The organism is Azohydromonas caseinilytica (genome assembly GCF_012927045.1).
Lineage (GTDB): Bacteria > Pseudomonadota > Gammaproteobacteria > Burkholderiales > Burkholderiaceae_C > Azohydromonas > Azohydromonas caseinilytica.
Genome location: NZ_JABBFW010000003.1, coordinates 228,859 through 253,475, shown reverse-complemented (window position 1 = coordinate 253,475; position 24,617 = coordinate 228,859). Strand labels below are relative to the sequence as shown.

At 69.4% G+C, this 24,617-nt stretch carries 24 protein-coding genes and 1 other RNA gene; 13 read left to right on the top strand and 12 right to left on the bottom strand.

The genetic code is table 11. The features are described from left to right. The first annotated feature begins 191 nt into the window (after window positions 1–191). Window positions 192–1,217 (top strand): GGDEF domain-containing protein, encoded by a 1,026-nt coding sequence (locus HHL10_RS06565; RefSeq protein WP_169159540.1) that lies wholly within the window; start codon window positions 192–194, stop codon window positions 1,215–1,217. A gap of 81 nt (window positions 1,218–1,298) precedes the next feature. Here HHL10_RS06565 and HHL10_RS06560 read toward each other — a convergent pair whose 3' ends face one another. The 8 genes from HHL10_RS06560 to HHL10_RS06525 all read right to left on the bottom strand — a co-directional run bounded on the left by HHL10_RS06560 (window position 1,299) and on the right by HHL10_RS06525 (window position 7,191). Beyond that, window positions 1,299–2,108 (bottom strand): sulfite exporter TauE/SafE family protein, encoded by an 810-nt coding sequence (locus HHL10_RS06560; RefSeq protein WP_169159539.1) that lies wholly within the window; start codon window positions 2,106–2,108, stop codon window positions 1,299–1,301. Between the two features lie 110 nt (window positions 2,109–2,218). After that, window positions 2,219–2,403: non-coding RNA, 6S RNA (ssrS, locus tag HHL10_RS06555), on the bottom strand. A gap of 54 nt (window positions 2,404–2,457) precedes the next feature. Further along, a complete protein-coding gene (locus tag HHL10_RS06550; protein ID WP_169159538.1) occupies window positions 2,458–2,787 on the bottom strand; it encodes a cell division protein ZapA in 330 nt (109 codons plus the stop codon). A 26-nt stretch (window positions 2,788–2,813) separates the two neighbouring features. Then, window positions 2,814–3,020: a DUF904 domain-containing protein gene (locus HHL10_RS06545; protein WP_169159537.1), complete on the bottom strand. Its 207-nt coding sequence runs from the start codon at window positions 3,018–3,020 to the stop codon at window positions 2,814–2,816. Window positions 3,021–3,066: 46 nt separating this feature from the next. Further along, window positions 3,067–3,702, bottom strand: a complete 636-nt coding sequence (gene nth / locus HHL10_RS06540) for an endonuclease III (RefSeq protein ID WP_169159536.1) — start codon at window positions 3,700–3,702, stop codon at window positions 3,067–3,069. Between the two features lie 8 nt (window positions 3,703–3,710). Continuing rightward, a complete protein-coding gene (rsxB, locus tag HHL10_RS06535) occupies window positions 3,711–4,406 on the bottom strand; it encodes an electron transport complex subunit RsxB (protein WP_310734540.1) in 696 nt (231 codons plus the stop codon). Beyond that, complete coding sequence (locus HHL10_RS06530; RefSeq protein ID WP_169159535.1) at window positions 4,399–5,745, bottom strand: polyhydroxyalkanoate depolymerase; 1,347 nt, start codon at window positions 5,743–5,745, stop codon at window positions 4,399–4,401. The genes rsxB and HHL10_RS06530 overlap by 8 nt, the downstream gene beginning before the upstream one ends. Window positions 5,746–5,994: 249 nt before the next feature. Next, window positions 5,995–7,191, bottom strand: a complete 1,197-nt coding sequence (locus HHL10_RS06525) for an amino acid aminotransferase (RefSeq protein ID WP_169159534.1) — start codon at window positions 7,189–7,191, stop codon at window positions 5,995–5,997. Between the two features lie 157 nt (window positions 7,192–7,348). On the opposite strand from HHL10_RS06525, the gene uvrB reads away from it, so the two are divergent. From uvrB to fdx, 8 genes are all read left to right on the top strand, one after another. Beyond that, a complete protein-coding gene (gene uvrB, locus HHL10_RS06520; RefSeq protein ID WP_169159533.1) occupies window positions 7,349–9,487 on the top strand; it encodes an excinuclease ABC subunit UvrB in 2,139 nt (712 codons plus the stop codon). 307 nt (window positions 9,488–9,794) lie between these two features. Next, window positions 9,795–10,328, top strand: coding sequence for a Fe-S cluster assembly transcriptional regulator IscR (gene iscR / locus HHL10_RS06515; protein ID WP_028997537.1), 534 nt, complete (start codon window positions 9,795–9,797; stop codon window positions 10,326–10,328). Window positions 10,329–10,423: 95 nt separating this feature from the next. Further along, on the top strand, window positions 10,424–11,644 hold the full coding sequence (locus tag HHL10_RS06510; RefSeq protein ID WP_169159532.1) for an IscS subfamily cysteine desulfurase: 1,221 nt from the start codon (window positions 10,424–10,426) through the stop codon (window positions 11,642–11,644). Between the two features lie 49 nt (window positions 11,645–11,693). Further along, window positions 11,694–12,092 carry a Fe-S cluster assembly scaffold IscU gene (gene iscU / locus HHL10_RS06505; RefSeq protein ID WP_169159531.1) on the top strand — a complete coding sequence of 133 codons (399 nt, stop codon included), beginning with the start codon at window positions 11,694–11,696 and terminating at the stop codon, window positions 12,090–12,092. A gap of 4 nt (window positions 12,093–12,096) precedes the next feature. Further along, window positions 12,097–12,420: an iron-sulfur cluster assembly protein IscA gene (gene iscA / locus HHL10_RS06500; protein ID WP_066333378.1), complete on the top strand. Its 324-nt coding sequence runs from the start codon at window positions 12,097–12,099 to the stop codon at window positions 12,418–12,420. A 106-nt stretch (window positions 12,421–12,526) separates the two neighbouring features. Beyond that, window positions 12,527–13,045, top strand: coding sequence for a Fe-S protein assembly co-chaperone HscB (hscB, locus tag HHL10_RS06495; RefSeq protein ID WP_169159530.1), 519 nt, complete (start codon window positions 12,527–12,529; stop codon window positions 13,043–13,045). 31 nt (window positions 13,046–13,076) lie between these two features. Then, entirely contained in the window at window positions 13,077–14,945 is a 1,869-nt protein-coding gene (gene hscA / locus HHL10_RS06490; protein ID WP_169159529.1) for a Fe-S protein assembly chaperone HscA, read from the top strand. 14 nt (window positions 14,946–14,959) lie between these two features. After that, window positions 14,960–15,298 (top strand): ISC system 2Fe-2S type ferredoxin, encoded by a 339-nt coding sequence (gene fdx, locus HHL10_RS06485; protein WP_169159528.1) that lies wholly within the window; start codon window positions 14,960–14,962, stop codon window positions 15,296–15,298. A gap of 103 nt (window positions 15,299–15,401) precedes the next feature. Here the strand turns inward: fdx and HHL10_RS06480 are convergent, their stop codons facing one another. The 4 genes from HHL10_RS06480 to HHL10_RS06465 form a co-directional block, all read right to left on the bottom strand. After that, complete coding sequence (locus tag HHL10_RS06480) at window positions 15,402–16,196, bottom strand: ABC transporter ATP-binding protein (protein ID WP_169159527.1); 795 nt, start codon at window positions 16,194–16,196, stop codon at window positions 15,402–15,404. 28 nt (window positions 16,197–16,224) lie between these two features. Next, entirely contained in the window at window positions 16,225–17,118 is an 894-nt protein-coding gene (gene ntrB, locus HHL10_RS06475) for a nitrate ABC transporter permease (RefSeq protein WP_169159526.1), read from the bottom strand. Between the two features lie 28 nt (window positions 17,119–17,146). Beyond that, window positions 17,147–18,403 carry a CmpA/NrtA family ABC transporter substrate-binding protein gene (locus HHL10_RS06470; protein WP_169159525.1) on the bottom strand — a complete coding sequence of 419 codons (1,257 nt, stop codon included), beginning with the start codon at window positions 18,401–18,403 and terminating at the stop codon, window positions 17,147–17,149. Window positions 18,404–18,680: 277 nt separating this feature from the next. Then, window positions 18,681–19,313: an ANTAR domain-containing response regulator gene (locus HHL10_RS06465; RefSeq protein ID WP_169159524.1), complete on the bottom strand. Its 633-nt coding sequence runs from the start codon at window positions 19,311–19,313 to the stop codon at window positions 18,681–18,683. Between the two features lie 73 nt (window positions 19,314–19,386). Here HHL10_RS06465 and tsaD point away from each other — a divergent pair, with 73 nt between their 5' ends. The 4 genes from tsaD (at window position 19,387) to pnp (ending at window position 24,616) form a co-directional block, all read left to right on the top strand. Next, window positions 19,387–20,421 carry a tRNA (adenosine(37)-N6)-threonylcarbamoyltransferase complex transferase subunit TsaD gene (gene tsaD, locus HHL10_RS06460; protein ID WP_169159523.1) on the top strand — a complete coding sequence of 345 codons (1,035 nt, stop codon included), beginning with the start codon at window positions 19,387–19,389 and terminating at the stop codon, window positions 20,419–20,421. 77 nt (window positions 20,422–20,498) lie between these two features. Next, window positions 20,499–21,695 (top strand): pyridoxal phosphate-dependent aminotransferase, encoded by a 1,197-nt coding sequence (locus tag HHL10_RS06455; protein WP_205832932.1) that lies wholly within the window; start codon window positions 20,499–20,501, stop codon window positions 21,693–21,695. A 141-nt stretch (window positions 21,696–21,836) separates the two neighbouring features. Beyond that, entirely contained in the window at window positions 21,837–22,106 is a 270-nt protein-coding gene (rpsO, locus tag HHL10_RS06450) for a 30S ribosomal protein S15 (protein WP_169159522.1), read from the top strand. Between the two features lie 206 nt (window positions 22,107–22,312). After that, window positions 22,313–24,616, top strand: coding sequence for a polyribonucleotide nucleotidyltransferase (pnp, locus tag HHL10_RS06445; RefSeq protein ID WP_169159521.1), 2,304 nt, complete (start codon window positions 22,313–22,315; stop codon window positions 24,614–24,616). Window position 24,617: the final 1 nt, after the last annotated feature.

Here is a 24,617-nt window from a genome sequence, read left to right as displayed (position 1 = left end):
GAAGCTGAAATATTTCTGTGTCATGTCCGCACAGGCGGGCATCCACGCGGGCCGGGATGCAGCCCGGAGTTCGTGGACACCCGCCTACGCAGGTGTGACGAGGTTTTTTCAGGGCGAACGACGACCTGGAATGAAACCCCGTCGCCACGGCGTACCCTCGCTGCATCGACGGCGTCCCGATCCGATCCCGCATGGACATTGAACCTTCCTCACTCGCCGCCACGCCCGGCGCTCCCGCACCGGCCGACACGGCCCTGGCCGCCGAGCTGGGCCGGCTGCTGCCGGCCTGGCTGTCGCGCCAGGGCACGCTGCTGGCGGTCAAGGACGTCAACAGCGGCGCCTACGTGCACGTCAACGAGGCCATGGCCCAGTGGCTGCGCTGCGACTGGGCCGAGCTGCTGGCGCAGGGCGATGCGGCGCTGGACCCGCCGCTGCCGGCGCCGCTGCGCGCCGCCGAGACGCACGCGCTGCAGCTGCCGCCGGACAAGCCGCTGCACAGCGAGCACCGCTTCGAGTGGCGCGGCGAGCAGCACGAGTTCAGCGTCTGGCGCGAAATCCTGCTGCTGCCCGATGGGCGGCGGCTGCTGTGCAGCCTCTGGACCGACCTGGCGCCGCGGCGCCGCGATCAGCAGCGGCTGCGCGAGCTGCTGCAGCAGCTGGAGCAGCAGCAGCGCCTGAATGACGAGCTCTCGCGCCAGGGCATGAACAGCGGCGCGCTGGACCGGAGCACCGGGCTGCACCTGCGCGCCTACTTCGACGAGCAGCTGGAGCGCGCGCTGAGCGCCTTCAGGCAGGAGCAGCGCGAGTTCGCGCTGGTGTGGGTGGCGCTGGACCCGCCCGGCACGCGCTCCTGGGACGAGCCGGCGCTGGCCAGCGTGCGCGCGGCGCTGGCGCGGCTGCTGCGCGGCAACACCCGGGCGGCGGATTCGACCTGCCGCCTCGACGGCCAGCGCTTCGCGGTGCTGATGTCCAACATGGGGCTGGCGCTGGCCTACGGCCGCATGGAGCAGCTGCGGCGCGAGTGCGCGGCGCAGATCGTGGTCAGCGCGGGCCAGGAGCTGCGCTTTACGGTTTCCATGGGCGTGGCGAGCTGTCCGCACACCGCCCCGGAGGGCGGCGCGCTGGTGGCGGCCTGCGAGGCGGCGCTGGCCGAGGCGCAGCAGCGCGGGGGCAATCAGGCCGTGCTGGCGCGCGTGCCGTTCGAGCCCAGGCGCTGAGCCGCCGCGCGTGGCGCGCGGCCTGTGCCGGCGTGCCGGCGTGCCGGGGCGGTTGCGTCCGCACCGGCATGGCCCGCGTCCTCAGCCCTGCAGGCCCTTGTAGAGCATGTAGGCGGCCAGCAGGTACAGCAGCACGGCGAAGGCGCGCTTGAGCTGGCGCACGTCCAGCGCGTGCGCGGTGCGCGCGCCCAGCGGGGCCAGCATCACGCTGGCGGCCGCGATGACGCCCAGCGCCGGCAGGTACAGGTAGCCCACCGCGCCGGGCAGTGCCGGCGTCAGGCCGATGCCGCCGATGAGATAGCCGGCCGTGTTGGCCAGCGCGATCGGAAAGCCCAGCGCCGCGCTGGTGGCCACCGCCTGGTGGATGGGCACGTTGCAGCGCGTCATGAAGGGCACCGACACGAAGCCCCCGCCCGCGCCCACCAGGCCGGAGAGGAAGCCGATGCCGCTGCCCGCGGCGGCCTGGCCGAGCCGGCCCGGCATGTCACGGTCGGGGTGCGGCGCGCGCGCGCGCAGCATCTGCGTGGCCGAGAAGGCGACGAAGGCCGCGAAGAACAGCGCCAGCGCCTGCCCCTTGATGAGGGCGAAGGCGCCCGCGCCGGCCAGCATGCCGCCCAGCACGATGCCCGGCGCCATGTTGCGCACCAGGGGCCAGCGCACCGCGCCGCGCTTGTGGTGCGCGCGCACGCTCGACAGCGAGGTGAACACGATGGTGGTCATGGACGTGGCGATCGCCATCTTCACCGCCATGTCCGACGGCACGCCGCGATGCGACAGGATGAAGCTCAGGAAGGGCACCAGCAGCATGCCGCCGCCGATGCCCAGCAATCCGGCCAGAAAGCCGGTGCAGCAGCCCAGCAGCAGCAGCTCGGCCGCGAGAGTCAGGTCCATGGTGCAGAGGAAACCAACGGGCTTGGCCGCGGCAACGCGCAAGCAGGCGCTGCACTGGCCGGAACCGCACCAGCTGCCGCAAGGGCTGAACCCGTGTGAGGAGAGAAGAAGGGGTGTCCACCGCGAGCCGTGGGCCGCATTCCTGAACCCAGGGGATTCAGGTGGGTCCGGTCAGCAGGACTTCGGGTTCGTCTGACGCGAGACGATCGCGCCCATCCAGCAATTTTCCAGGCCCTTGCTCGCGAGAGCATCGGTTCAAGGAAATATAGAACCCACGCGAACGCGGCGGACGAGGTGGATTTTACGCCCTGCCTCCACCAGCTTCGGAGGAGGCCGCGCATCAACCCTGTCAAGTCGTGCGCGAAACCGCTTCGTCCGCCTCCAGCGCGCGGTCGATGCGGTCGATGAGCGCCTGCAACTGCGCGGCCGTGGCGCTGTCACCGGCCGGCGCGGCCGGTGCCGGGCTCGGCGCCTGTGCCGGGCGCTGCACCAGCTGGTAGGCCAGGTTGAGCGCGGCCAGCACGGCAATGCGCTCGCGCGCCTTGATGCGGCCGGCATCGCGGATGGCCGTCATCTCGCGGTCCACCTGGGCAACGGCAGCCTGCAGCGCCTGCTCGCCGCCGTCGGGGCAGCCCAGCAGGTAGCTCTGGCCGAGGATGGTGACTTCGAGCTGTTTCATGGGTTCGGGGCGCGGCAGCGGCGGGATCAACCCTGGCGGGTGTCGGTGGCGGAGATCCGCTCGATGAGGACATCGATGCGCGAACGCGCGGCGTTCAGGCGGGAGCGCAACTGGTCGCGCTCGGTGCTGAGCTCGGCATGCTGGCGTTGCAGCTCGGCATGGGCGTGCTGGAGCTGCTCATGTCGGCGCGCAAGCAGCTCGATGCGCTCGGCAAGTTCTTCCAGGGTCGGCATGGTTCGGAGGGCGGGACGAGGCCGGGGATTGTAGGCGGCAGCACCCTCAGGCCCGGGCGCTCTGGAACAAGTCGCAGCAGTCGGTCACACCGCAACGCTCGCACAGCGGGCGCCTTGCCTGGCACACGTAGCGGCCATGCAGGATGAGCCAGTGGTGCGCATCGACGCGGTACGGCTCGGGCACCCGGCGCAGCAGCCCCTGTTCGACCTCCAGCGGCGTGCGCCCGGGCGCCAGCCCGGTGCGGTTGCCGACGCGGAAGATGTGCGTGTCCACCGCCATGGTGGGTTCGCCGAAGGCGACGTTGAGCACCACGTTGGCCGTCTTGCGTCCCACGCCGGGCAGGGCCTCCAGCGCCTCGCGGCTGCGCGGCACGCGCCCGCCATGCTGCTCCACCAGGATGCGGCTGGTGTTCCAGAGGTTCTTGGCCTTGGTCGGGTACAGGCCCACGCTGCGGATGTAGCCGGCGATGCCCTCGATGCCCAGCGCCATCATCTTGCGCGGCGTGTTGGCCACGGGGAACAGCCGCCGCGTGGCCTTGTTGACGCCCGCGTCGGTGGACTGCGCCGACAGCAGCACCGCCGCCAGCAGCTCGAACACGTTGGTGAATTCCAGCTCGGTGGTGGGCTGCGGATTGGCCGCGCGCAGCGTGGCAAAGAGGCGCTCGACCGCCTGATCGTTCATGGGACTCGTCACACCCTGGATGCGCGCTGCGCGCGGGCCCGGGCCAGCGCGGCCTCGATCACGGCGCGCTTCTTGTCCAGCGTGGCCGGGTCCTGGTGCTGGCTGTGGGCGGGCAGGTCGGCCAGCTTCAGCTCCGCCCTGGCGATGAGGCGCTCGCGCGTGTCTTCCTCGGCCTGCGCCAGGCGGGCGCGGTGCGCGGCATAGCGCCGGCGCGCATGCTCGGCCTGCGCCGGGCTCCAGGCGGCCCAGCCGGTGGCGGTGGTCACGGGCTCCATCACGATGCAGTCCACCGGGCAGGCCAGCAGGCACAGCGCGCAGCCGGTGCACTCGCTCTCGATGACGGTGTGCATGCGCTTGGTGGCGCCGGCGATGCAGTCCACCGGGCAGGCCTTGATGCACAGCGTGCAGCCGATGCACCAGGCCTCGTCGATGAAGGCCACTTGGCGCGGCCCTTCGCTGCCGCAGGCCGCGTCCAGCGGGCGCGGCGCCTGGCCGGTGAGCTCGGCCAGGCGGCGCACGCCCTCGGCGCCGCCGGGCGGGCAGCGGTCGATGGCGGCCGTGCCCTCGGCCACGGCCTGGGCGTAGGCGCGGCAGTCGGCGTAGCCGCAGCGCGTGCACTGCGTCTGCGGCAGGGCCGCGTCGATGGCCGCGGCCAGGCCCTGCAGCGGCAGCAGCGCGCCGGTTTCAGTCAGAACTTCAGGCACCGGCTTTCGTGGTGGAGCGCTTGGAGCGCGTGGGCGCCGGCAGTGGCTCGGCGGACGTGTCGGCGATGGCGGCGGGCTGCTGCGCCTGGGCGGGGGCGTCGCCGTCGTAACGGGCGATGAAGTCGCGCACCTGCGGGTACACCTTCTCGCGCCAGCGCCGGCCCGAGAAGATGCCGTAGTGGCCGGCGCCTTCCACGTCGTAGTGGAATTGGCGCTCCTTGGGGATGCCGGTGCACAGGTCGTGCGCGGCGCGGGTCTGGCCGGCGCCGGAGATGTCGTCGAGCTCGCCCTCGATCGTCAGCAGCGCGCTGCTGGTGATGTCCTGCGGCCTGACCAGCTCGCCGTTGACCACCCAGGTGCCGTTGACCAGCGCGAAGTCCTGGAACACGGTCTTGATGGTTTCCAGGTAGTAGTCGGCCGGCATGTCCAGCACGGCGTTGTACTCGTCGTAGAACTTGCGGTGCGCCTCGGCGCTGTCCTCGTCGCCGCGGATGAGGTCGAGGAAGTAGTCGTAGTGCGAGCTCAGGTGGCGATCGGGGTTCATGGCCACGAAGCCCGTGTGCTGCAGGAAGCCCGGGTACACGCGGCGGCCGGCGCCGGGGTAGTTGGGCGGCACGCGGTAGATCACGTTGTTCTCGAACCACTCGTGGCGCTTGTTCATCGCCAGGTTGTTCACGGCCGTGGGCGAGCGCCGGGCGTCGATGGGGCCGCCCATCATGGTCATGGTGCGCGGCGTGGCCTCGCCGCGGCTGGCCAGCAGCGACACCGCAGCCAGCACCGGCACCGTGGGCTGGCACACCGAGATCACGTGGACGTCCGGGCCGATGTGGCGGATGAAGTCCTGCACGTAGGCCACGTAGTCGTCGAGGTGGAACGCGCCGGCCTCGGCGGGCACCATGCGCGCGTCGGTCCAGTCGGTGATGTAGACCTTGTGGTCGTGCAGCAGCGCGCGCACCGTGTCGCGCAGCAGCGTCGAGTGGTGGCCCGACAGCGGCGCCACCACCAGCACCGTGGGCTGGCCCTTCATGGCGGTCAGGGCCTGCAGGTCGTCGCTGAAGCGCTTGAAGCGCAGCAGCCGGCAGAAGGGCTTGTGCAGCGCCACGCGCTCCTGCACCGCGACTTCCACGCCGTTGACGGTGGCGGACGTGATCTCGAACTGGGGCTTCTCGTAGTCCTTGGCCAGCCGGTGCAGCAGGTCCAGGGCCGCGGAGATGCGCTGCGCCAGGGGCGAATGCGCGAATGGGGACAGCGGATGGTCGTACAGCTTGGAGGCCGCGCTGGCGAACTCGGAGAAGGGCGCCATCAGGGCGCGCTGGCTTTCATACAGCTGGTACAGCATCGGAAAGAACCTCGCAGGCAGGATTTAGGGGGCGACGTCAGGGACGGCAATCAGAATGCGCGCGCTTCTTGAGCCGGACCTGACGAATGTGCGACTGCAGCAATTTTCGTGCGTGGCACGGCCAGAGGCTGCCACTGCCCGGGATGCCAAGGATGGACAAAGGGCCGAAATCCGGCCCTTGTGCGATGCAGTTCACGCAAATCAAACCGCCGCCGACTGCCCCGGCGGCGGCCTGAGGCCGCAACGGCCTTAGGCGACCTGCGCGATGGCCTTGGCCACGGCGTCGATGTTGCGGCTGTTGAGCGCGGCCACGCAGATGCGGCCGGAGTCCACGCCGTAGACGCCGAACTCGCCGCGCAGGCGCTGCATCTGCTCCTTGGTCAGGCCCGAGTAGCTGAACATGCCCTTCTGGCGCACGATGAAGGAGAGGTCCTGCTTCACGCCGGCGGCCTGCAGCTTCTCCACCAGCAGCGAGCGCATCAGCTTGATGCGCTGGCGCATGCCGGCGAGCTCCTCTTCCCATTGCGCACGCAACGAGGGCGTGCTCAGCACCGTGGCCACCACCTGCGCGCCATGGGTGGGCGGGTTGGAGTAGTTGGTGCGGATCACGATCTTGAGCTGGCTGAGCACGCGCGCGGCCTCGTCGGCGCTGTCGCACACCACGCTGAGCGCGCCCACGCGCTCGCCGTACAGCGAGAAGCTCTTGGAGAAGGAGGTGGAGACGAAGAAGTCGATGCCCGCGGCCAGGAACTGCTGGATCACGGCGCCGTCCTCGGCGATGCCCTCGCCGAAGCCCTGGTAGGCCATGTCGAGGAAGGCCACCAGGCCGGCGCTCTTGACGGCCTCGACCACCTGCGTCCACTGCTGGGGCGTGATGTCGTAGCCGGTGGGGTTGTGGCAGCAGGCGTGCAGCACCACGACCGTGCCCTTGGGCGCGGCCTGCAGCGCGGCGAGCATGGCGTCGAAGCGGACGCCGCGGTTCTCGGCGTCGTAGTACGGGTAGGTGCCGACCTCGAAGCCGGCGTTGGTGAACAGGGCGCGGTGGTTTTCCCAGCTCGGGTCGCTGATCAGCACCTTGGCCGCCGGGTTCACGCGCTTGAGGAAGTCGGCGCCGATCTTGAGGCCGCCGGTGCCGCCCAGGGCCTGCACGGTGGCGATGCGGCCACCCTTGACGGCGTCGCTGTCGGCGCCGAAGACCAGGCCCTGCACCGCCTTGTCGTAGGCGGCGATGCCGTCGATGGGCAGGTAGCCGCGGGGCTTCTTGGCTTCGAGCAACTGCTGCTCGGCCGCGGCGACGCACTTCAGCAGGGGCAGCTTGCCTTCATCGTCGAAGTACACGCCCACGCCCAGGTTGACCTTGGCGGGGTTGGGATCGGCGGCGAACTGTTCGTTGAGGCCCAGGATCGGGTCGCGCGGGGCCATTTCGACGGCGGCAAACAGGGACATGGGTGCTTCCAGGAAGAAGGAGAGGGGCGCTGCCGGTGGGGGTACGGGCAATGCGCTAGGCTGTCGGATTGCCCGCCGGCCTGGCCGGAGGGCGCGCAATTCTAAGCGCCGCGCTCCGGCGCCACGCCGTTTTCCCAGGTTTTCCAGAGACCGCCCGATGCCTTCTCCCAAGCCCGTCCCGAGCGCCGCCGCTGCCCCCGAGCCGCAAGAGGTGGCGCCAGCCGCCGCGCCGCAGGGCGAGTTCGTGCGCTATCCCGGCTCGCCCTTCGAGCTGTTCCAGCCGTACCCGCCCGCGGGCGACCAGCCCACGGCCATCGAGCAGCTGGTGGAGGGCGTGCAGGACGGCCTGAGCTTCCAGACGCTCCTGGGCGTCACGGGCTCGGGCAAGACCTTCACCATGGCCAACGCCATCGCGCGGCTGGGGCGTCCGGCCATCGTGTTCGCGCCCAACAAGACGCTGGCGGCGCAGCTCTACAGCGAGTTCCGCGAGTTCTTCCCGAAGAACGCGGTCGAGTACTTCGTCAGCTACTACGACTACTACCAGCCCGAGGCCTACGTGCCGCAGCGCGACCTGTTCATCGAGAAGGACAGCGCCATCAACGAGCACATCGAGCAGATGCGCTTGTCGGCCACCAAGAGCCTGCTGGAGCGCCGCGACGTGGTGATCGTGGCTTCCGTCTCGGCCATCTACGGCATCGGCAACCCGGCCGACTACCACCAGATGGTCATGACGCTGCGCGTGGGCGACAAGATGGGCCAGCGTGACGTGATCGCGCAGCTGGTGCGCATGCAGTACGCGCGCAATGACATGGAGTTCGCACGCGGAAATTTCCGCGTGCGCGGCGACACCATCGACGTGTTCCCGGCCGAGCACTCGGAGCTGGCCATCCGCATCGAGCTGTTCGACGACGAGGTGGAGTCGCTGCAGCTCTTTGACCCGCTCACCGGGCGCATCCGCCAGAAGATCCCGCGCTTCACCGTCTACCCCAGCAGCCACTATGTGACGCCGCGCGAGCGCGTGCTCTCGGCCATCGACGGCATCAAGGCCGAGTTGCGCCAGCGCGTGGACGAGTTCGTGGCCAGCGGCAAGCTGGTGGAGGCGCAGCGCCTGGAGCAGCGCACGCGCTTCGACCTGGAGATGCTGCAGGAGGTGGGCCACTGCAAGGGCATCGAGAACTACACCCGCCACCTCTCCGGTTCCGAGCCGGGCTCGCCGCCGCCGACGCTGGTGGACTACCTGCCGCGCGACGCGCTGATGTTCTTCGACGAGTCGCACGTGCTCATCGGCCAGTTCGGCGGCATGTACAACGGCGACCGCGCGCGCAAGACCACGCTGGTGGAGTACGGCTTCCGCCTGCCTTCGGCGCTGGACAACCGGCCGCTGAAGTTCGAGGAGTTCGAGACCAAGATGCGCCAGTGCGTCTTCGTCTCGGCCACGCCCGCGGACTACGAGCAGCGCCACGCCGGGCAGGTGGTGGAGCAGGTGGTGCGGCCCACGGGCCTGGTCGATCCGGAAATCGAGGTGCGCCCGGCACTGCACCAGGTGGACGACGTGCTGCAGGAGATCCGCGACCGCGTGGAGCGCGACGAGCGCGTGCTCATCACCACGCTGACCAAGCGCATGGCCGAGCAGCTCACCGACTACCTCACCGACAACGGCGTGAAAGTGCGCTACCTGCACTCCGACGTGGACACGGTGGAGCGGGTGGAGATCATCCGCGACCTGCGCCTGGGCCTCTTCGACGTGCTGGTGGGCATCAACCTGCTGCGCGAGGGCCTGGACATTCCGGAGGTGTCGCTGGTGGCGATCCTCGACGCCGACAAGGAGGGCTTCCTGCGCGCCGAGCGCAGCCTGATCCAGACCATCGGCCGCGCCGCGCGCAACGCCTCGGGCAAGGCCATCCTCTACGCCGACAAGATCACCGACTCGATGCGCCGCGCCATCGGCGAGACCGAGCGCCGCCGCGCCAAGCAGGTGGCCCACAACGCCGAGCACGGCATCACGCCACGCACGGTGCGCAAGCAGGTGCGCGAGATGATCGACGGCGTGGTCTCGGACAAGACCGCCAAGGACGACCTCAAGAACGCCCAGGCCGCCGCCGCCGTCGAGGCGATGAGCGAGAAGGACCTGGGCAAGCGCATCAAGCTGCTGGAAAAGCAGATGCTGGAGCACGCGCGCAACCTGGAGTTCGAGCAGGCGGCGCGGCTGCGCGACCAGCTGGCGCTGCTGCGCGAGCAGGTCTTCGGCGCCGCCACGCACGACAGCAACGTCGTGCCCTTGACCGGGCGCGGTTGACCCGCACCTGTGAGCCTGTCCCGCCCCGGTGTGTGGCGGGCCGGCGGCGCCGGCTCCGGGGTTGCGCCAGCGCAAGCTTCTTGCTGGCGCACCATCGTTGCAGGGTGTAAACCCCGATGACGTCAAGGGAACTTGCGCCTAGCTCCCCCAGATCCAAAGGGTGGCTTCATGTATAATCGACCAAAACACTCGGAATAAGCCGGGTGGGGGCCCCAGGAAGGGGCACGGTCGCATGACGGCCGACCCGTGTGATCCGCGGGAGGACAGGGTCAGCGATTGCCGCCGGTTGCGGCACAGGAGTACTTCGATGCGTCTTACCACCAAAGGCCGTTTTGCCGTCACCGCGATGATCGATCTGGCACTGCGCTCGCATTCGGGCCCGGTGGCTTTGGCGGCGATCAGCCAGCGCCAGCAGATCTCGCTGTCGTACCTGGAGCAGCTGTTCGGCAAGCTGCGCCGCCACGAGCTGGTCGAGAGCACCCGCGGCCCGGGCGGCGGCTACTCGCTGGGCCGCAAGGCCGAGGACATCACGGTGGCCGACATCATCGTCGCCGTGGACGAGGCCCTGGACGCCACGGGCTGTGGCGGCAAGGAAAACTGCATGGGCGAGGACTCGGGCAAGTGCATGACGCACGAGCTCTGGACCAACCTCAACAACAAGATGATCGAGTACCTGGACTCGATCTCGCTGCAGAAGCTCGTGGACGACCAGATCGCCAAGGGCGTGTCGGTGGAGGAGGCGCCCGTCAAGCGCGCCATCTCCAGCACGCCGGTGGTCAAGCCGATCAAGGTCACGGCGCCGAACTCGGTGTTCGCCCTGGGCAACGCCTTCACCAAGTGAGCTCGGCCGGCGCCTGAAGGCGCCGCCTTCCGCAGCAGTAACCACCCGCGGGCGGCGCGTGCCGCCCGCCCAACGCACGACAAAGCTTCCTTCCCATGGACATGACGCCGCACTTCCCGATCTACATGGACTATGGCGCCACCACGCCGGTGGACCCGCGCGTGGTGGACGCGATGGTGCCGTGGTTGCGCGAGCATTTCGGCAACCCCGCCTCGCGCAGCCATGCCTGGGGCTGGGAAGCGGAAGAGGCCGTGGAGAAGGCGCGCGCGCAGGTGGCGGCGCTGATCAATGCCGACCCGCGCGAGATCGTCTGGACCTCCGGCGCCACCGAGTCCAACAACCTGGCCATCAAGGGCGCGGCGCATTTCTACAAGACGCGCGGCAAGCACATCATCACCGTCAAGACCGAGCACAAGGCCGTGCTCGACACGGTGCGCGAGCTGGAGCGCCAGGGCTTCGAGGCCACGTACCTCGACGTCCAGGAGGACGGCCTGCTCGACCTGGAGCAGTTCAAGGCCGCGCTGCGCCCGGACACGATCCTGGTCTCGGTGATGCTCGTGAACAACGAGATCGGCGTGATTCAGGACATCCCGACCCTGGGCGCGATCTGCCGTGAGCGCGGGATCATCTTCCACGTCGACGCGGCGCAGGCCACCGGCAAGGTGGACATCGACCTGCAGACGCTGCCGGTGGACCTGATGAGCCTGGCCTCGCACAAGACCTACGGGCCCAAGGGCATCGGCGCGCTGTACGTGCGCCGCAAGCCGCGCGTGCGCCTGGAGGCGCAGATGCACGGCGGCGGCCACGAGCGCGGCATGCGCTCGGGCACGCTGCCCACGCACCAGATCGTGGGCATGGGCGAGGCCTTCCGCATCGCCAAGGAAGAGGGCCCGGCCGAGCGCGAGCGCATCCGCGCGCTGCAGCAGCGGCTGCTCAAGGGCCTGTCGGACATCGAGCAGACCTTCGTGAACGGCCACCTCGACAAGCGGGTGCCGCACAACCTCAACATCAGCTTCAACTTCGTCGAGGGCGAGTCGCTGATCATGGGCATCAAGGGCATCGCCGTGAGCTCGGGCTCGGCCTGCACCTCGGCCAGCCTGGAGCCCAGCTACGTGCTGCGCGCGCTGGGCCGCAGCGACGAGCTGGCCCACTCCAGCCTGCGCATGACGATCGGCCGCTTCACCACGGAAGAGGAGATCGACTACGCGATCACCACGCTCAAGGACCGCGTGGCCAAGCTGCGCGAACTCTCGCCGCTGTGGGAGATGTACCAGGACGGCATCGACATCAGCACGATCCAGTGGAGTGCGCACTGAGCCATGAGCTGAAGGCGCGTTGGTTTTCTAGACATTTGGAGTAACGGTCATGGCATACAGCGACAAGGTGGTGGACCACTACGAGAACCCGCGCAACGTGGGTTCCTTCGCCAAGGGCGACGAGACGGTGGGCACGGGCATGGTGGGCGCGCCGGCCTGCGGCGACGTGATGAAGCTGCAGATCAAGGTCAACCCGGCCACGGGCTTGATCGAGGACGCCAAGTTCAAGACCTACGGCTGCGGCTCGGCCATCGCGTCGAGCTCGCTGGTGACGGAATGGGTCAAGGGCAAGTCGCTGGACGAGGCGCTCACGATCAAGAACACCCAGATCGCCGAGGAGCTGGCGCTGCCGCCGGTCAAGATCCACTGCTCGATCCTGGCCGAGGACGCGATCAAGGCTGCGGTGGACGACTACAAGGCCAAGCACGGCTCGACCGTGGCGCAATAAGGCCATGGCAGTCACGTTGACCGAAGCGGCGGCGCGCCACGTCACGCGCTACCTGGCACGCCGGGGCAAGGGCGTGGGCGTGCGGCTGGGCGTCAAGACCACCGGCTGCTCGGGCATGGCCTACAAGCTGGAGTACGCCGACGAGGTGGCGCCCGAGGACCATGTCTTCGAAGGCCATGGCGTCAAGATCCTGATCGATCCCAAGAGCCTGCCCTACCTGGACGGCACCGAGCTGGACTTCGTGCGCGAAGGCCTCAACGAGGGCTTCAAGTTCCACAACCCGCGCGAGAAGGATCGCTGCGGTTGTGGCGAGTCCTTCCGGGTCTGAGTCCCTTGCGCTCGCATGCCGGTGCCGCCTTCGGGCGGCACTGTCGTTGCGTGGCTGACAATGCGCGCGCGCCGCGCCACACGATCCACCGGCCCGGCCCGCGTTCATGAACCTCTCCGACGACGATTTCACGCTGTTCGGCCTCGCGCCGAAGTTTTCCATCGACCGTGCCGCGCTCGACACCTGCTGGCGCCAGTTGCAGGCCCGGGTCCACCCCGACCGCTTCGCGGCCGAAGGCCCCACCGCGCAACGCCTGGCCATGCAGTGGTCGGTGCGCGTCAACGAGGCTTACCGGCGGCTGCGCGATCCGCTCACGCGCGCGGCCTACCTGTGCGAGCTGCGCGGCGCGCCCATCGAGGCACACAGCAACACCGCCATGCCCGGCGCCTTCCTGATGCAGCAGATGGAATGGCGCGAGGCGCTGGAGGAGGCCCCCGATACCGCGGCCGTGGAGGCGCTGGACGAGGAAGTGCGGGCCAGCGAGCGGGCATTGCTGGACGAGGTGCGGCAGCTGCTCGACGAGCGCAACGACCCCCCCACGGCCGCGCAGCGCGTCAGAGCCCTCATGTTCGTCGCGCGCTTTCGAGAGGACATCGAGGCCCGACTGGACGCGCTGGGACAATAACGGCCCTCCCAGAGCACGCAAAACAAAAGACATGGCACTGCTGCAGATCTCCGAACCCGGCCAGACGCCGGACCCGCACCAGCGACGCATCGCCGTGGGCATCGACCTGGGCACCACGCATTCGCTGGTGGCCGCGGTGCGCCATGGCGTGGCCGAGTGCCTGCCCGACGAGCAGGGCCGCGTCATCCTGCCCTCGGCCGTGCGCTACCTCGACGGCGGCCGGCGCCAGATCGGCCACGAGGCCCTGGCGGTGCAGGCCGACGATCCGGAGAACACGGTCGTCTCCGTCAAGCGCTTCATGGGCCGCAAGCTCGCCGACCTCAGCGGCCACGCCAAGCTGCCCTACCGCTTCGTGGACCAGCCCGGCATGGTGGCCGTGCACACGCGCGAGGGCGTCAAGTCGCCGGTGGAGGTGTCGGCCGAGATCCTGGCCACGCTGCGCTACCGCGCCGAGGACACTTTCAACGACGACCTGTTCGGTGCCGTCATCACGGTGCCCGCGTACTTCGACGATGCGCAGCGCCAGGCCACCAAGGACGCCGCCAAGCTCGCCGGCATCAACGTGCTGCGCCTCATCAACGAGCCCACCGCGGCCGCCGTGGCCTACGGCCTGGACAACGGCAGCGAGGGCCTCTACGCCGTCTACGACCTCGGCGGCGGCACCTTCGACATCTCGCTGCTGCGCCTGACCAAGGGCGTGTTCGAGGTGGTGGCCACCGGCGGCGACGCCGCGCTGGGGGGAGACGATTTCGACGCCGTGCTGGCCGACTGGGCGCTGGCGCAAAGCGGCCGGGAGGCCGTGGGCGCGGACTTCAGCGCCCACGACAAGCGCGCGCTGCTGGTGAGCGCGCGCGCGGCCAAGGAAGCGCTCAGCAGCCAGGAGCAGGCCGTGCTGCGCTGCGAGCTGGCCGACGGCGTCATCGAGGTGCCGGTGACGCGCGCGCAGTTCGAGGAAGTCACCAAGCCGCTGGTGGACCGCACCCTGGGCAGCGTGCGGCGCGTGCTGCGCGACGCCAAGGTTGCGCGCGACGAGGTGCAGGGCGTGGTGATGGTGGGCGGCTCCACCCGCATGCCGGTCATCCGCCACGCCGTGGGCGCGTACTTCGGCCGCGAGCCGCTGGTGAACCTCAATCCGGATGAAGTCGTGGCCCTGGGCGCGGCGGTGCAGGCCCACCAACTCGCCGGCCATGCCGGGGCCGACGACATCCTGCTGCTGGACGTGATCCCGCTGTCGCTGGGCATCGAGACCATGGGTGGCCTGGTGGAGCGCATCATCGAGCGCAACACCACCATCCCCGTGGCCAAGGCGCAGGAGTTCACCACCTTCAAGGACGGCCAGACCGCCATGGCCATCCACGTGGTGCAGGGCGAGCGCGAGCTGGTGGCCGACTGCCGCTCGCTGGCGCGCTTCGAGCTGCGCGGCATCCCGCCGCTGGTCGCGGGCGCGGCGCGCATCCGCGTGACCTTCGAGGTCGATGCCGACGGCCTGCTGCATGTCTCGGCCCGCGAGCAGAGCACCGGGGTCGAGGCCTCGGTGCAGGTGAAGCCCAGCTACGGCTTGGCCGACGAGGACATCGCCCGCATGCTGCAGGAAGGCTTCTCGCAGGCCGATGCCGACATGAGCGCCCGCGCGCTGCGCGAGGCCCGCGTCGAGGCCGAGCGCATGCTGCTGGCCACGCAATCGGCGCTGGCCGCCGATGCCGACCTGCTCGATGAGCAGGAACGTGCCGACATCGACGCGCTCATGCGCGAGCTGGCCGAAGTGGCCGAGGGCGAGGACCACGCCGCCATCAACGCCGCCGTGGAGCGCCTGGCCAAGGGCACCGAAGCCTTTGCCGCCGCGCGCATGAACCGCGGCATCCAGTCGGCGCTCACCGGCCGCACCATCGAAGAAGTCTGAAGGGAAAGCTCTCCATGCCCGTCATCCGCATCCTCCCGCATGAGGAGTACTGCCCTGAAGGCGCCACCATCCAGGCCGAGCGCGGCACCTCGATCTGCGAGGCATTGCTGGACAACCACATCGAGATCGAGCACGCCTGCGAGCTGAGCTGCGCCTGCACCACCTGCCACGTGGTGGTGCGCGAGGGTTTCAACTCGCTGGGCGAGATGGACGAATCCGAGGAAGACCTGCTCGACCGCGCCTGGGGTCTGGAGCCCACTTCGCGCCTGTCCTGCCAGGCCATCATTTCCGACAAGGACGTGACCATCGAGATCCCGAAGTACTCGATCAACCACGCGCGCGAGAAGCACTGAGCTTCTTTCGTTCTTGGCAAAAAAACGCCTGCGTGCCGAAGCAGCGCAGGCGTGAAGGATGGGACGGCCCGCATGCGGTCGGGCTGTCCCGCCGCAGCTTCGGTCAGGCGGCGCGCTTCTCGCCGTGGCGGGTGTAGAGGAAGTCCAGCACCTGCTTGCGCAGCCGGATGTAGCCCAGGTCCTCGGCCAGCGCGACGCGGTCGCGCGGACGCGGCAGGTCCACGGTGGCGATCTCGCCGATGGTGGCGGCCGGGCCGTTGGTCATCATCACGATGCGGTCCGACAGCAGCACGGCCTCGTCCACGTCGTGCGTGACCATCACCACCGTGCTGCGCGTGCGCGCCACGATGCGCAGCAGCTCGTCCTGCAGCTTGGCGCGGGTGAGCGCGTCCAGGGCGCCGAAGGGCTCGTCCATCAGCAGCACCTTGGGCTCCATGGCCAGGGCGCGCGCGATGCCCACGCGCTGCTTCATGCCACCCGAGACCTCGTTGGGGCGCTTGGCGATGGCGTGGCTCATGCCCACCAACTCCAGCGCCGCGAGCGTGCGTTGCCTGAGCTGCGCCTTGCTTTCCCTGGCGCCGAACACGCGCTCCACGCCCAGGTACACGTTGTCGTGGCAGCTCAGCCAGGGCAGCAGCGAGTGGTTCTGGAACACCACCGCGCGCTCCGGGCCGGGGGCCGTGATCTCACGGTTCTCGCACAGCAGCACGCCCTGCGTGGGCCGGGTCAGGCCGGCGATGAGGTTGAGCAGCGTGCTCTTGCCGCAGCCGGAGTGGCCGATCAGCGACACGAACTCGCCGTGGGCGATGCGCAGCTCGATGCCCTGCAGCGCGTGGAAGCGGCCCTTCCTGGTGTCGAACACCATCTCGGCGCCTTCGATGCGGATGAAATCTTGCATGGCGGGTCTCCTTGGGCGTCTGCCCGGCTCACTCGTCGAAGGAAAAACGCTTGGCCAGGGCCACCAGCGCCTGCTCCAGCAGCAGGCCCACCACGCCGATGACGACGATGGCGATGATGATGTGCTGCACGTTGAGGTTGTTCCACTCGTCCCAGACCCAGAAGCCGATGCCCACGCCGCCGGTCAGCATCTCGGCCGCGACGATCACCAGCCAGGCGGTGCCCACCGACAGCCGCACGCCGGTGAGCATGTAGGGCAGCACGGCGGGGAAGAGGATCTTGCGCGCCAGCGTCAGCTCGCTGAGGTTGAGCACGCGCGCCACGTTGAGGTAGTCCTGCGGCACGCGCTGCACGCCCACGGCGGTGTTGATGACCATGGGCCAGATCGAGCAGATGAAGATGGTCCAGATCGCCGCCGGGTTGGCGGCCTTGAACACCAGCAGCCCGATGGGCAGCCACGCCAGCGGCGACACCGGGCGCAGCAGGCTCACCAGCGGCGACACCATGCGGTTGAGCAGGCTGAAGCGGCCGATGAGAAAGCCCAGCGGAATGCCCACCAGCGCCGCCAATCCAAAGCCCACGGCCACGCGCTGCAGCGAGTTGAAGATGTTCCAGCCGATGCCCTGGTCGTTGGGGCCGTTGCGGTAGAAGGGGTCCGCGAACAGCTGCACGGCGGCTTCCCAGGTTGCGGCCGGCGTGGGGAAGGTGCTGCTGCTCATCGTGAGCAGGGCCCACACGCCGATCAGCAAGGCGATGCCGGCCAGCGGCGGCAGCACGGCGCCGGTGAGGGCGCGCAGGTCGATGAGCGGGCGGCGCTCCACGGCGGGCCTGGCGGCCGGGGCGGCCTTGACCGCAGTGGGCGCGGGCTGCGCCGCGGCCTCGGCCACGGCTTCGGCAGGGGCGTGAAAGACGGCACTGACCATGGTCTTCTCCTGTGGTGCGGTTCGTGGCTCAGGCGGCCTTGGACTTGAAGGAGTCGGCGTACCGGGCCGGGTCCTTGCCGTCCCACACCACGCCGTCGATGAGCTTGCTGCTGCGCATCACGTCCTTGGGCACGCTGACCTTCAGGGCGGAGGCGGCCTCGCGGTAGAGATCGATCTGGTTGATCTGCTTCGCCACGCCCAGGTAGTCGGGGTGCGCCTTGAGCAGGCCCCAGCGCTTGTGCTGGGTGAGGAACCACATGCCGTCCGACAGGTAGGGGAAGTTCACGGCCCCGTCGTTGAAGAACTTCATGTGGTTGGGGTCGTCCCAGGTCTTGCCCAGGCCATTCTGGTAGCGGCCCAGGATGCGCTGGTTGATGGCGTCCACGCCGGTGTTGACGTAGGCCTTGTCGGCCACGGTTTCGGCCATCTTCATCTTGTTCTGCAGGCTGGCGTCGATCCAGCGGCTGGCCTCCATCACGGCCATCACCACGGCGCGGGCGGTGTTGGGGTACTTCCTGACGAAGTCGCCGGTGCAGCCCAGGACCTTCTCGGGGTGGTCCTTCCAGATGTCCTGCGTGGTGACGGCGGTGACGCCGATGCCGTCCATGATGGCGCGGTGCCCCCAGGGCTCGCCCACGCAGTAGCCGTCCATGTTGCCCACGCGCATGTTGGCCACCATCTGCGGCGGCGGCACGGTGATGACCTTGGCGTCCCTCATCGGGTCGATGCCGGCGCTGGCGAGCCAGTAGTACAGCCACATGGCGTGCGTGCCGGTGGGGAAGGTCTGCGCGAAGGTGTATTCGCGCTTGTCCTTGGCCATGAGCCTGGCCAGCGACGGGCCGTCCACCGCGCCGGCCTCGGCCAGCTTCTTCGACAGCGTGATGGCCTGGCCGTTGTGGTTGAGCGTCATCAGCACGGCCATGTCCTTCTTGGGGCCGCCCACGCCCAGGTGCACGCCGTAGACGAGGCCGTAGAGCACATGCGCCATGTCGAGCTCGCCGTTGACGAGCTTGTCGCGCACGCCGGCCCAGGAGGCTTCCTTGGTCGGGACGATCCTGACCCCGTACTTCTTGTCGAAGCCCAGCACCGAGGCCATCACCACCGAGGCGCAATCCGTCAGCGGGATGAAGCCGATGCGCACCTCCTCCTTCTCCGGCTTGTCGGAGCCGGCGGCGTGGACCGCGGCTTGCAGGCCAGGCACGAAGCCGGTGGCGGCGGTGGCTGCCGAGGCGGCAGCGGCCCTGACGATGGAGCGGCGTCCCATGTTGATCGCGTCCTTGTTCATCGAAGTCCCTGTGGGTTTGTCGTGCGGGCAATGAAAAACGGCGTCCCTGTGACCCGCGGTGCTCGCGCCTGCGGGGCATGGGGACGCCGTCGTCCTGATGGCTTGCCCGACCGGCCTTGGCCGGGTGCCGTGATTCGTCGGGAGACCGCCTTTGGCCTCCCGGCGTGAATGTCGCAAGCCCTGTGCCAGGCTGCGCTCCCGGGAAAAGCCGTTTCAGGGCCGTCCTTGTGCACCAAGGCGAGCCGTCGTGGCCCGCCGCGGTGCGCGGCCTTGGTGCTTATCCGAGCAGATCCGCCACGTCGATGATGCGTTGCGCCACTTCGGCGAGCCTGAGGCCCTTGTCCATCGCGGTCTTGCGCAGCCGGGCGTAGGCCTGGGCCTCGTCGATGCCCTGGCGCTTCATCAGCAGGCCCTTGGCGCGTTCGATCACCTTGCGCTCGTCGAGCTGGTTGCGCGCGTCGGCGAGTTGGCGGCGCAGGTCCTCCTCGTGGCGAAAGCGCGCCAGGGCCACCTCCAGCACCGACTTGATGCGCTCCGGCGCCAGGCCCGCCACCACGTAGGCCGTCACGCCGGCGGCGATGGCGGCGCCGACATGCGAGGTGTCCTCGTCGTCGGTGAACAGCACGATGGGGCGGCGCGCGTCGCGCGTGGCCATCACGACATGCTCCAGCGTGTCGCGCGCCTGGCTTTCGGCGTCCACGATGATCATGTCGGGCTGGATCTGCGCCAGCCGCTCGGGCAGGAAAGGGTCGATGGGCAGCACGGCGACGATGTTGTAGCCATGCTGCAGCAGCCCGATGCGCAGGCTGCGCGAGCGCTCGACCTCCACCAGGGCGGCGGTGTCGGCCGGGTCTGGGCTCAGGGAATCAGGCGCAACGATGACGATGCGCAGGGCCTTCTGGGCGTTCATGGCGCCGGCGGCTTGCAAGCTTCACGCCATTGCGCCGGGGAGGGGCGGCGGGTGCTGGCTACACTGCCGCGCGATGAATGTGCTGGGAATCGAATCCTCCTGCGACGAGACGGGCGTGGCCCTCGTTCAGCTCTCGCCCGACGGCGGCGTGCCGCGCTTGCGCGCCCACGCGCTGCACAGCCAGATCGAGATGCACCGTGCCTACGGCGGCGTGGTGCCAGAGCTGGCCTCGCGCGACCACATCCGCCGCGTGCTGCCGCTGGCGCGCCAGGTGCTGACCGAGGCCGGCAGCACGCTGGACGACGTGGACATCGTCGCCTACACGCGCGGCCCCGGCTTGGCCGGCGCGCTGCTGGTGGGCGCGGGCGTGGCCTGCGCGCTGGCCGCGGCGCTGGGCAAGCCGACGCTGGGCATCCACCACCTCGAAGGCCACCTGCTGTCGCCCTTCCTCTCCGATGATCCGCCGGAATTTCCCTTCGTGGCGCTGCTGGTGTCCGGCGGCCACACGCAGCTCATGCGCGTGCAGGGCGTGGGCGACTATGAGCTGCTGGGCGAGACCATCGACGACGCCGCGGGCGAGGCCTTCGACAAGTCGGCCAAGCTGCTGGGGCTGGGCTACCCGGGCGGGCCGGCGCTGTCGCGGCTGGCCGAGTTCGGCGACCCGGAAGCCTTCGCGCTGCCGCGTCCGCTGCTGCACAGCGGCAACCTGGACTTTTCCTTCGCCGGCCTGAAGACCGCCGTGATGACCCAATTGCGCAAGCTCGGCCCCGAGGTGTGCGAGCAGCCCAAGGCGGACCTGGCGGCCAGCACGCAGGCGGCGATCGTGGACGTGCTCAGCGCCAAGTCCATGAAGGCGCTCAAGCAGACCGGGCTGAAGCGGCTGGTGGTGGCGGGCGGCGTCGGTGCCAACCGCGCGCTGCGCGCCAACCTGAATTCGCTGTGCCGGCGCGCCGGCGTGCGCGTGCACTACCCGGAGCTGCACCTGTGCAGCGACAACGGCGCCATGATCGCCCTGGCCGGCGCCATGCGGCTGCAAAGCGGCCGTGCCAGCGCCGAGCACGACTACGCCTTCGACGTGAAGCCGCGCTGGCCGCTGGCCGAGGTTTGACACGGGAGGCCGGGCCGGTGCGGCTGGCGTCCACCGGGTTGCTGTCCCACTCCACCGTCCGTTCGGACCTTTTGCCGATGCACGACTTCATCCGCTCGTCCCTGGCCGCGCTGCCGGCGTCCAAGATCCGCGAAGTGGCCAACGCCGGCCTGGGGCGTCCCGACGTGCTGGCCTTCTGGTTCGGCGAGAGCGACGAGGTGACGCCGCCCGAGGTGCGCGAGGCGGCGGCCGCCTCGCTGGCCCGCGGCGAGACCTTCTATTCGCACAACCTCGGCCTGCCGGAGCTGCGCGAGGGGCTGTCGCACTACATCTCGGCGCTGCATGCGCCGGTGGGTGTGGAGCGCATCGCCGTGACCAGCGCCGGGGTGAGCGCGCTGATGGTGGCGGCGCAGCTGCTGCTGTCCGCCGGTGACGAGGCCGTGGCGGTGGTGCCGGTGTGGCCCAACATCACGGCTCAGCCCGAGATCCTGGGCGCGAAAGTGAAGCGCGTGGCGCTGCACCCGCAGCGCGGCGCCTGGCGGCTGGACCTGCAGGAGCTGCTGGACGCGATCACGCCCGCCACGCGCGCGCTGCTGGTCAATGCGCCCAACAACCCCACGGGCTGGACGCTGTCGCGCGCCGAGCAGCAGGCCCTCCTGGCGCACTGCCGCCGCACGGGTACCTGGATCGTGGCCGACGAGGTCTACGAGCGGCTGTGGTGGGGACAGGGCGATGAGCCCGGTGCCGAAGCCGGCCCGGCGGCGCCCAGCTTCCTGGACATCGCGGCGCGGGAAGACCGGCTGATCGTCACGCAAAGCTTCTCCAAGAGCTTCCTCATGACCGGCTGGCGCCTGGGCTGGCTGGTGCTGCCCGCTGATCCACGCGGGCAGGCGCTGGAGGCGGCGGGCAAGCTGCTGGAGTTCAACAACTCCTGCGCGCCGGTGTTCATCCAGCGCGGCGCGCTGCAGGCCCTGGCGCTGGCTGAGGACTTCGTGCCCGGCCTGGTGGCACGGCTCAAGGCCGGGCGCGACACGCTGCTGGACGGTCTGGCCCGGCTGCCCGGCATCGAGGTCGCCGCGCCGGCGGGCGGGATGTACGCCTTCTTCCGCGTCGAGGGGCAGGACGACTCGCTGGCCCTGGCCAAGCGGCTGGTCACGGAGCACGGCCTGGGGCTGGCGCCGGGCGCGGCCTTCGGGGCGGAAGGCGAGGGCTGGCTGCGCTGGTGCTTCGCCTCCAAAGACCTTGCGCGGCTGGGCCTGGGCGTGCAGCGGCTGGCCGGGGCGCTTGGCCTATAATCGAAGGCTTCGCGCGCCCCCAAGGCGCGTGAAGTTCCAAGCGCACGGCGCGGGTCGGTTTCACCCGCGACCGCAAGTGAAAACGGAAACCGCGGCAAGCCCGAACAGGTCTGCGCCCGGTTTCCAGCACCAGGAAATCCCATGGCCATTGCAGACATCATCAAGGCGGACATCATTGCCGCCAACGCCCGCGGCACCGCCGACACCGGTTCTCCCGAAGTCCAGGTCGCCCTGCTGACGGCTCGCATCAACGAGCTGACGCCCCACTTCAAGACCCACGCCAAGGATCACCATGGCCGTCGCGGCCTGCTGAAGATGGTCAACCAGCGCAAGCGCCTGCTGGCCTATCTGAAGAGCAAGGACGCCGACCGCTACGTGGCGCTGATCCAGAAGCTGGGCCTGCGCAAGTAAGCCTTGCATGAATGACGGGAGCCTGTACTGCAGCCGCAGCACAGGCTCTTTGTCTTTGGAGAGCTGGGGAAACCGGCGTTGATGTGTCATTCCAGGGGGGCTGCCGCTTGCTGCAACCTCGCTGGAATGGCATCCGCCCCGTCCTCGACGCGCTCCCGGTTCCCAGGCACCACCGCCCCAAGCGTGCCGAACATCCGGAGAAAACAATGAGCCTGTTCAACAAGGTCACCAAGACGTTCCAGTGGGGTCCGCACAGCGTGACGCTGGAAACCGGCGAGATCGCGCGCCAGTCCAGCGGCGCCGTCGTCGTCAACATGGAGGACACCGTGGTGCTGGCCACCGTCGTGGCCGCCAAGAACGCCAAGGCGGGCCAGGACTTCTTCCCGCTGACGGTGGACTACATCGAGAAGAGCTACGCCGCGGGCAAGATCCCGGGCAGCTTCTTCAAGCGCGAAGGCCGTCCCAGCGAGCTGGAGACGCTGACCAGCCGCCTCATCGACCGCCCGATCCGCCCGCTGTTCCCTGAGGGGTTCTACAACGAGGTGCAGGTGGTCATTCACGTGCTCTCGCTGAACCCGGAAGTGCCGGCCGACATCCCGGCCATGATCGGCGCCAGCGCCGCGCTGGCCATCAGCGGCATCCCCTTCAACGGCCCGATTGGCGCGGCCCGCGTGGGCTACGCCAACGGCGAGTACCTGCTCAACCCGACCAAGGAACAGCTTGCCAGCTCCAAGATGGACCTGGTGGTGGCCGGCACCGAGGCCGCCGTGCTGATGGTGGAGTCCGAGGCCGACCAGCTCGGCGAGGAAGTGATGCTGGGCGCCGTGGTCTTCGGCCACGAGCAGGGCAAGATCGCCATCGCCGCCATCAACGAGCTGGTGCGTGACGCCGGCAAGCCCGAGTGGAACTGGCAGCCGCCGGCCAAGGACGAGGCTTTCATTGCCACCGTCAACGGCCTGGCCGAGGACAAGATCCGCGCCGCCTACCAGATCCGCTCCAAGCAGGCCCGCCGCCAGGCCACCGACGAGGCCTACGCCGCCGTCAAGGCCGCGCTGGCCGAGCAGGGCGCCGCCTTCGACGCGGTCAAGCTCGAAGCGATGCTGTTCGACATCGAGGCGCGCGTGGTGCGCAGCCAGATTCTCAACGGCGAGCCGCGCATCGACGGCCGCGACACCCGCACGGTGCGCCCGATCGAGATCCGCACCGGCGTGCTGCCGCGTACCCACGGCTCGGCGCTGTTCACCCGCGGCGAGACGCAGGCCCTGGTGGCCGCCACGCTGGGCACCGAGCGCGACGCGCAGCGCATCGATGCGCTGGCCGGCGAGTTCGAGGAGCGCTTCATGCTCCACTACAACATGCCCCCGTTCGCCACCGGCGAGACCGGCCGCGTGGGCAGCCCCAAGCGCCGCGAGATCGGCCATGGCCGCCTGGCCAAGCGCGCGCTGGTCGCCGCGCTGCCGAGCAAGGACGACTTCCCCTACACCATCCGCGTCGTTTCCGAGATCACGGAGAGCAACGGCTCCTCGTCGATGGCCTCGGTGTGCGGCGGCTGCCTGAGCCTGATGGACGCCGGCGTGCCGATGAAGGCGCACGTGGCCGGCATCGCCATGGGCCTGATCAAGGAAGGCAACCGCTTCGCGGTGCTGACCGACATCCTGGGTGACGAGGACCACCTCGGCGACATGGACTTCAAGGTGGCCGGCACGCCCTCGGGCATCACCGCGCTGCAGATGGACATCAAGATCCAGGGCATCACCAAGGAGATCATGCAGGTCGCCCTGGCGCAGGCCAAGGAAGCGCGCCTGCACATCCTGGGCAAGATGCAGGAGGCCGTGGGCGGCGCGCGCGAGGACGTGTCGCAGTTCGCCCCGCGCCTGTACACGCTCAAGATCAACCCCGAGAAGATCCGTGACGTGATCGGCAAGGGCGGCGCCACCATCCGCGCGCTGACCGAGGAGACCGGCACCCAGATCGACATCGCCGAGGACGGCACCATCACCATCGCCTCCACCGACGCCGAGCGTGCCGAGTTCGCCAAGAAGCGCATCGAGGAGATCACGGCCGAGGTCGAGGTGGGCAAGATCTACGAAGGCCCGGTCACCAAGATCCTGGACTTCGGTGCCCTGATCAACCTGCTGCCCGGCAAGGACGGTCTGCTGCACATCAGCCAGATCGCCCACCAGCGCGTGGAGAAGGTCACCGACTTCCTGACCGAAGGCCAGGTGGTCAAGGTCAAGGTGCTGGAGACCGACGACAAGGGCCGCGTCAAGCTGTCGATGAAGGCGCTGCTGGAGCGTCCGGAAGGCATGCCGGCGGAAGAGGATCGCCCGCGCCGCGAGTACGGCGACCGTCCGCCGCGCCGCGAGTACGCCGACCGCGGTGAGCGTCCGCGCCGCGAGCCGCGCGAACCGCGCGAGCCGCGTGCCGAAGGTGGCAACGGCAACGGCGAGCCGCGCGAGCAGCAGCCGGTGCTGGCGCAGCCGCAAGCGGGCGAAGGCCAGGGCGAGTAAG

Excerpts from the sequence above, each read along its gene's own strand:
- uvrB (WP_169159533.1), top strand. The coding sequence starts at position 7,349 with ATGCCTTCTCCCAAGCCCGTCCCGAGCGCCGCCGCTGCCCCCGAGCCG.
- HHL10_RS06480 (WP_169159527.1), bottom strand. The coding sequence starts at position 16,196 with ATGCAAGATTTCATCCGCATCGAAGGCGCCGAGATGGTGTTCGACACC.
- HHL10_RS06530 (WP_169159535.1), bottom strand. The coding sequence starts at position 5,745 with ATGCTGTACCAGCTGTATGAAAGCCAGCGCGCCCTGATGGCGCCCTTC.
- ntrB (WP_169159526.1), bottom strand. The coding sequence starts at position 17,118 with ATGGTCAGTGCCGTCTTTCACGCCCCTGCCGAAGCCGTGGCCGAGGCC.
- HHL10_RS06465 (WP_169159524.1), bottom strand. The coding sequence starts at position 19,313 with ATGAACGCCCAGAAGGCCCTGCGCATCGTCATCGTTGCGCCTGATTCC.
- HHL10_RS06550 (WP_169159538.1), bottom strand. The coding sequence starts at position 2,787 with ATGAAACAGCTCGAAGTCACCATCCTCGGCCAGAGCTACCTGCTGGGC.
- HHL10_RS06545 (WP_169159537.1), bottom strand. The coding sequence starts at position 3,020 with ATGCCGACCCTGGAAGAACTTGCCGAGCGCATCGAGCTGCTTGCGCGC.
- fdx (WP_169159528.1), top strand. The coding sequence starts at position 14,960 with ATGCCCGTCATCCGCATCCTCCCGCATGAGGAGTACTGCCCTGAAGGC.
- HHL10_RS06455 (WP_205832932.1), top strand. The coding sequence starts at position 20,499 with ATGCACGACTTCATCCGCTCGTCCCTGGCCGCGCTGCCGGCGTCCAAG.
- hscB (WP_169159530.1), top strand. The coding sequence starts at position 12,527 with ATGAACCTCTCCGACGACGATTTCACGCTGTTCGGCCTCGCGCCGAAG.
- nth (WP_169159536.1), bottom strand. The coding sequence starts at position 3,702 with ATGAACGATCAGGCGGTCGAGCGCCTCTTTGCCACGCTGCGCGCGGCC.
- hscA (WP_169159529.1), top strand. The coding sequence starts at position 13,077 with ATGGCACTGCTGCAGATCTCCGAACCCGGCCAGACGCCGGACCCGCAC.
- tsaD (WP_169159523.1), top strand. The coding sequence starts at position 19,387 with ATGAATGTGCTGGGAATCGAATCCTCCTGCGACGAGACGGGCGTGGCC.
- iscU (WP_169159531.1), top strand. The coding sequence starts at position 11,694 with ATGGCATACAGCGACAAGGTGGTGGACCACTACGAGAACCCGCGCAAC.
- HHL10_RS06525 (WP_169159534.1), bottom strand. The coding sequence starts at position 7,191 with ATGTCCCTGTTTGCCGCCGTCGAAATGGCCCCGCGCGACCCGATCCTG.
- pnp (WP_169159521.1), top strand. The coding sequence starts at position 22,313 with ATGAGCCTGTTCAACAAGGTCACCAAGACGTTCCAGTGGGGTCCGCAC.
- HHL10_RS06510 (WP_169159532.1), top strand. The coding sequence starts at position 10,424 with ATGGACATGACGCCGCACTTCCCGATCTACATGGACTATGGCGCCACC.
- iscA (WP_066333378.1), top strand. The coding sequence starts at position 12,097 with ATGGCAGTCACGTTGACCGAAGCGGCGGCGCGCCACGTCACGCGCTAC.
- HHL10_RS06565 (WP_169159540.1), top strand. The coding sequence starts at position 192 with ATGGACATTGAACCTTCCTCACTCGCCGCCACGCCCGGCGCTCCCGCA.
- HHL10_RS06470 (WP_169159525.1), bottom strand. The coding sequence starts at position 18,403 with ATGAACAAGGACGCGATCAACATGGGACGCCGCTCCATCGTCAGGGCC.
- rpsO (WP_169159522.1), top strand. The coding sequence starts at position 21,837 with ATGGCCATTGCAGACATCATCAAGGCGGACATCATTGCCGCCAACGCC.
- HHL10_RS06560 (WP_169159539.1), bottom strand. The coding sequence starts at position 2,108 with ATGGACCTGACTCTCGCGGCCGAGCTGCTGCTGCTGGGCTGCTGCACC.
- iscR (WP_028997537.1), top strand. The coding sequence starts at position 9,795 with ATGCGTCTTACCACCAAAGGCCGTTTTGCCGTCACCGCGATGATCGAT.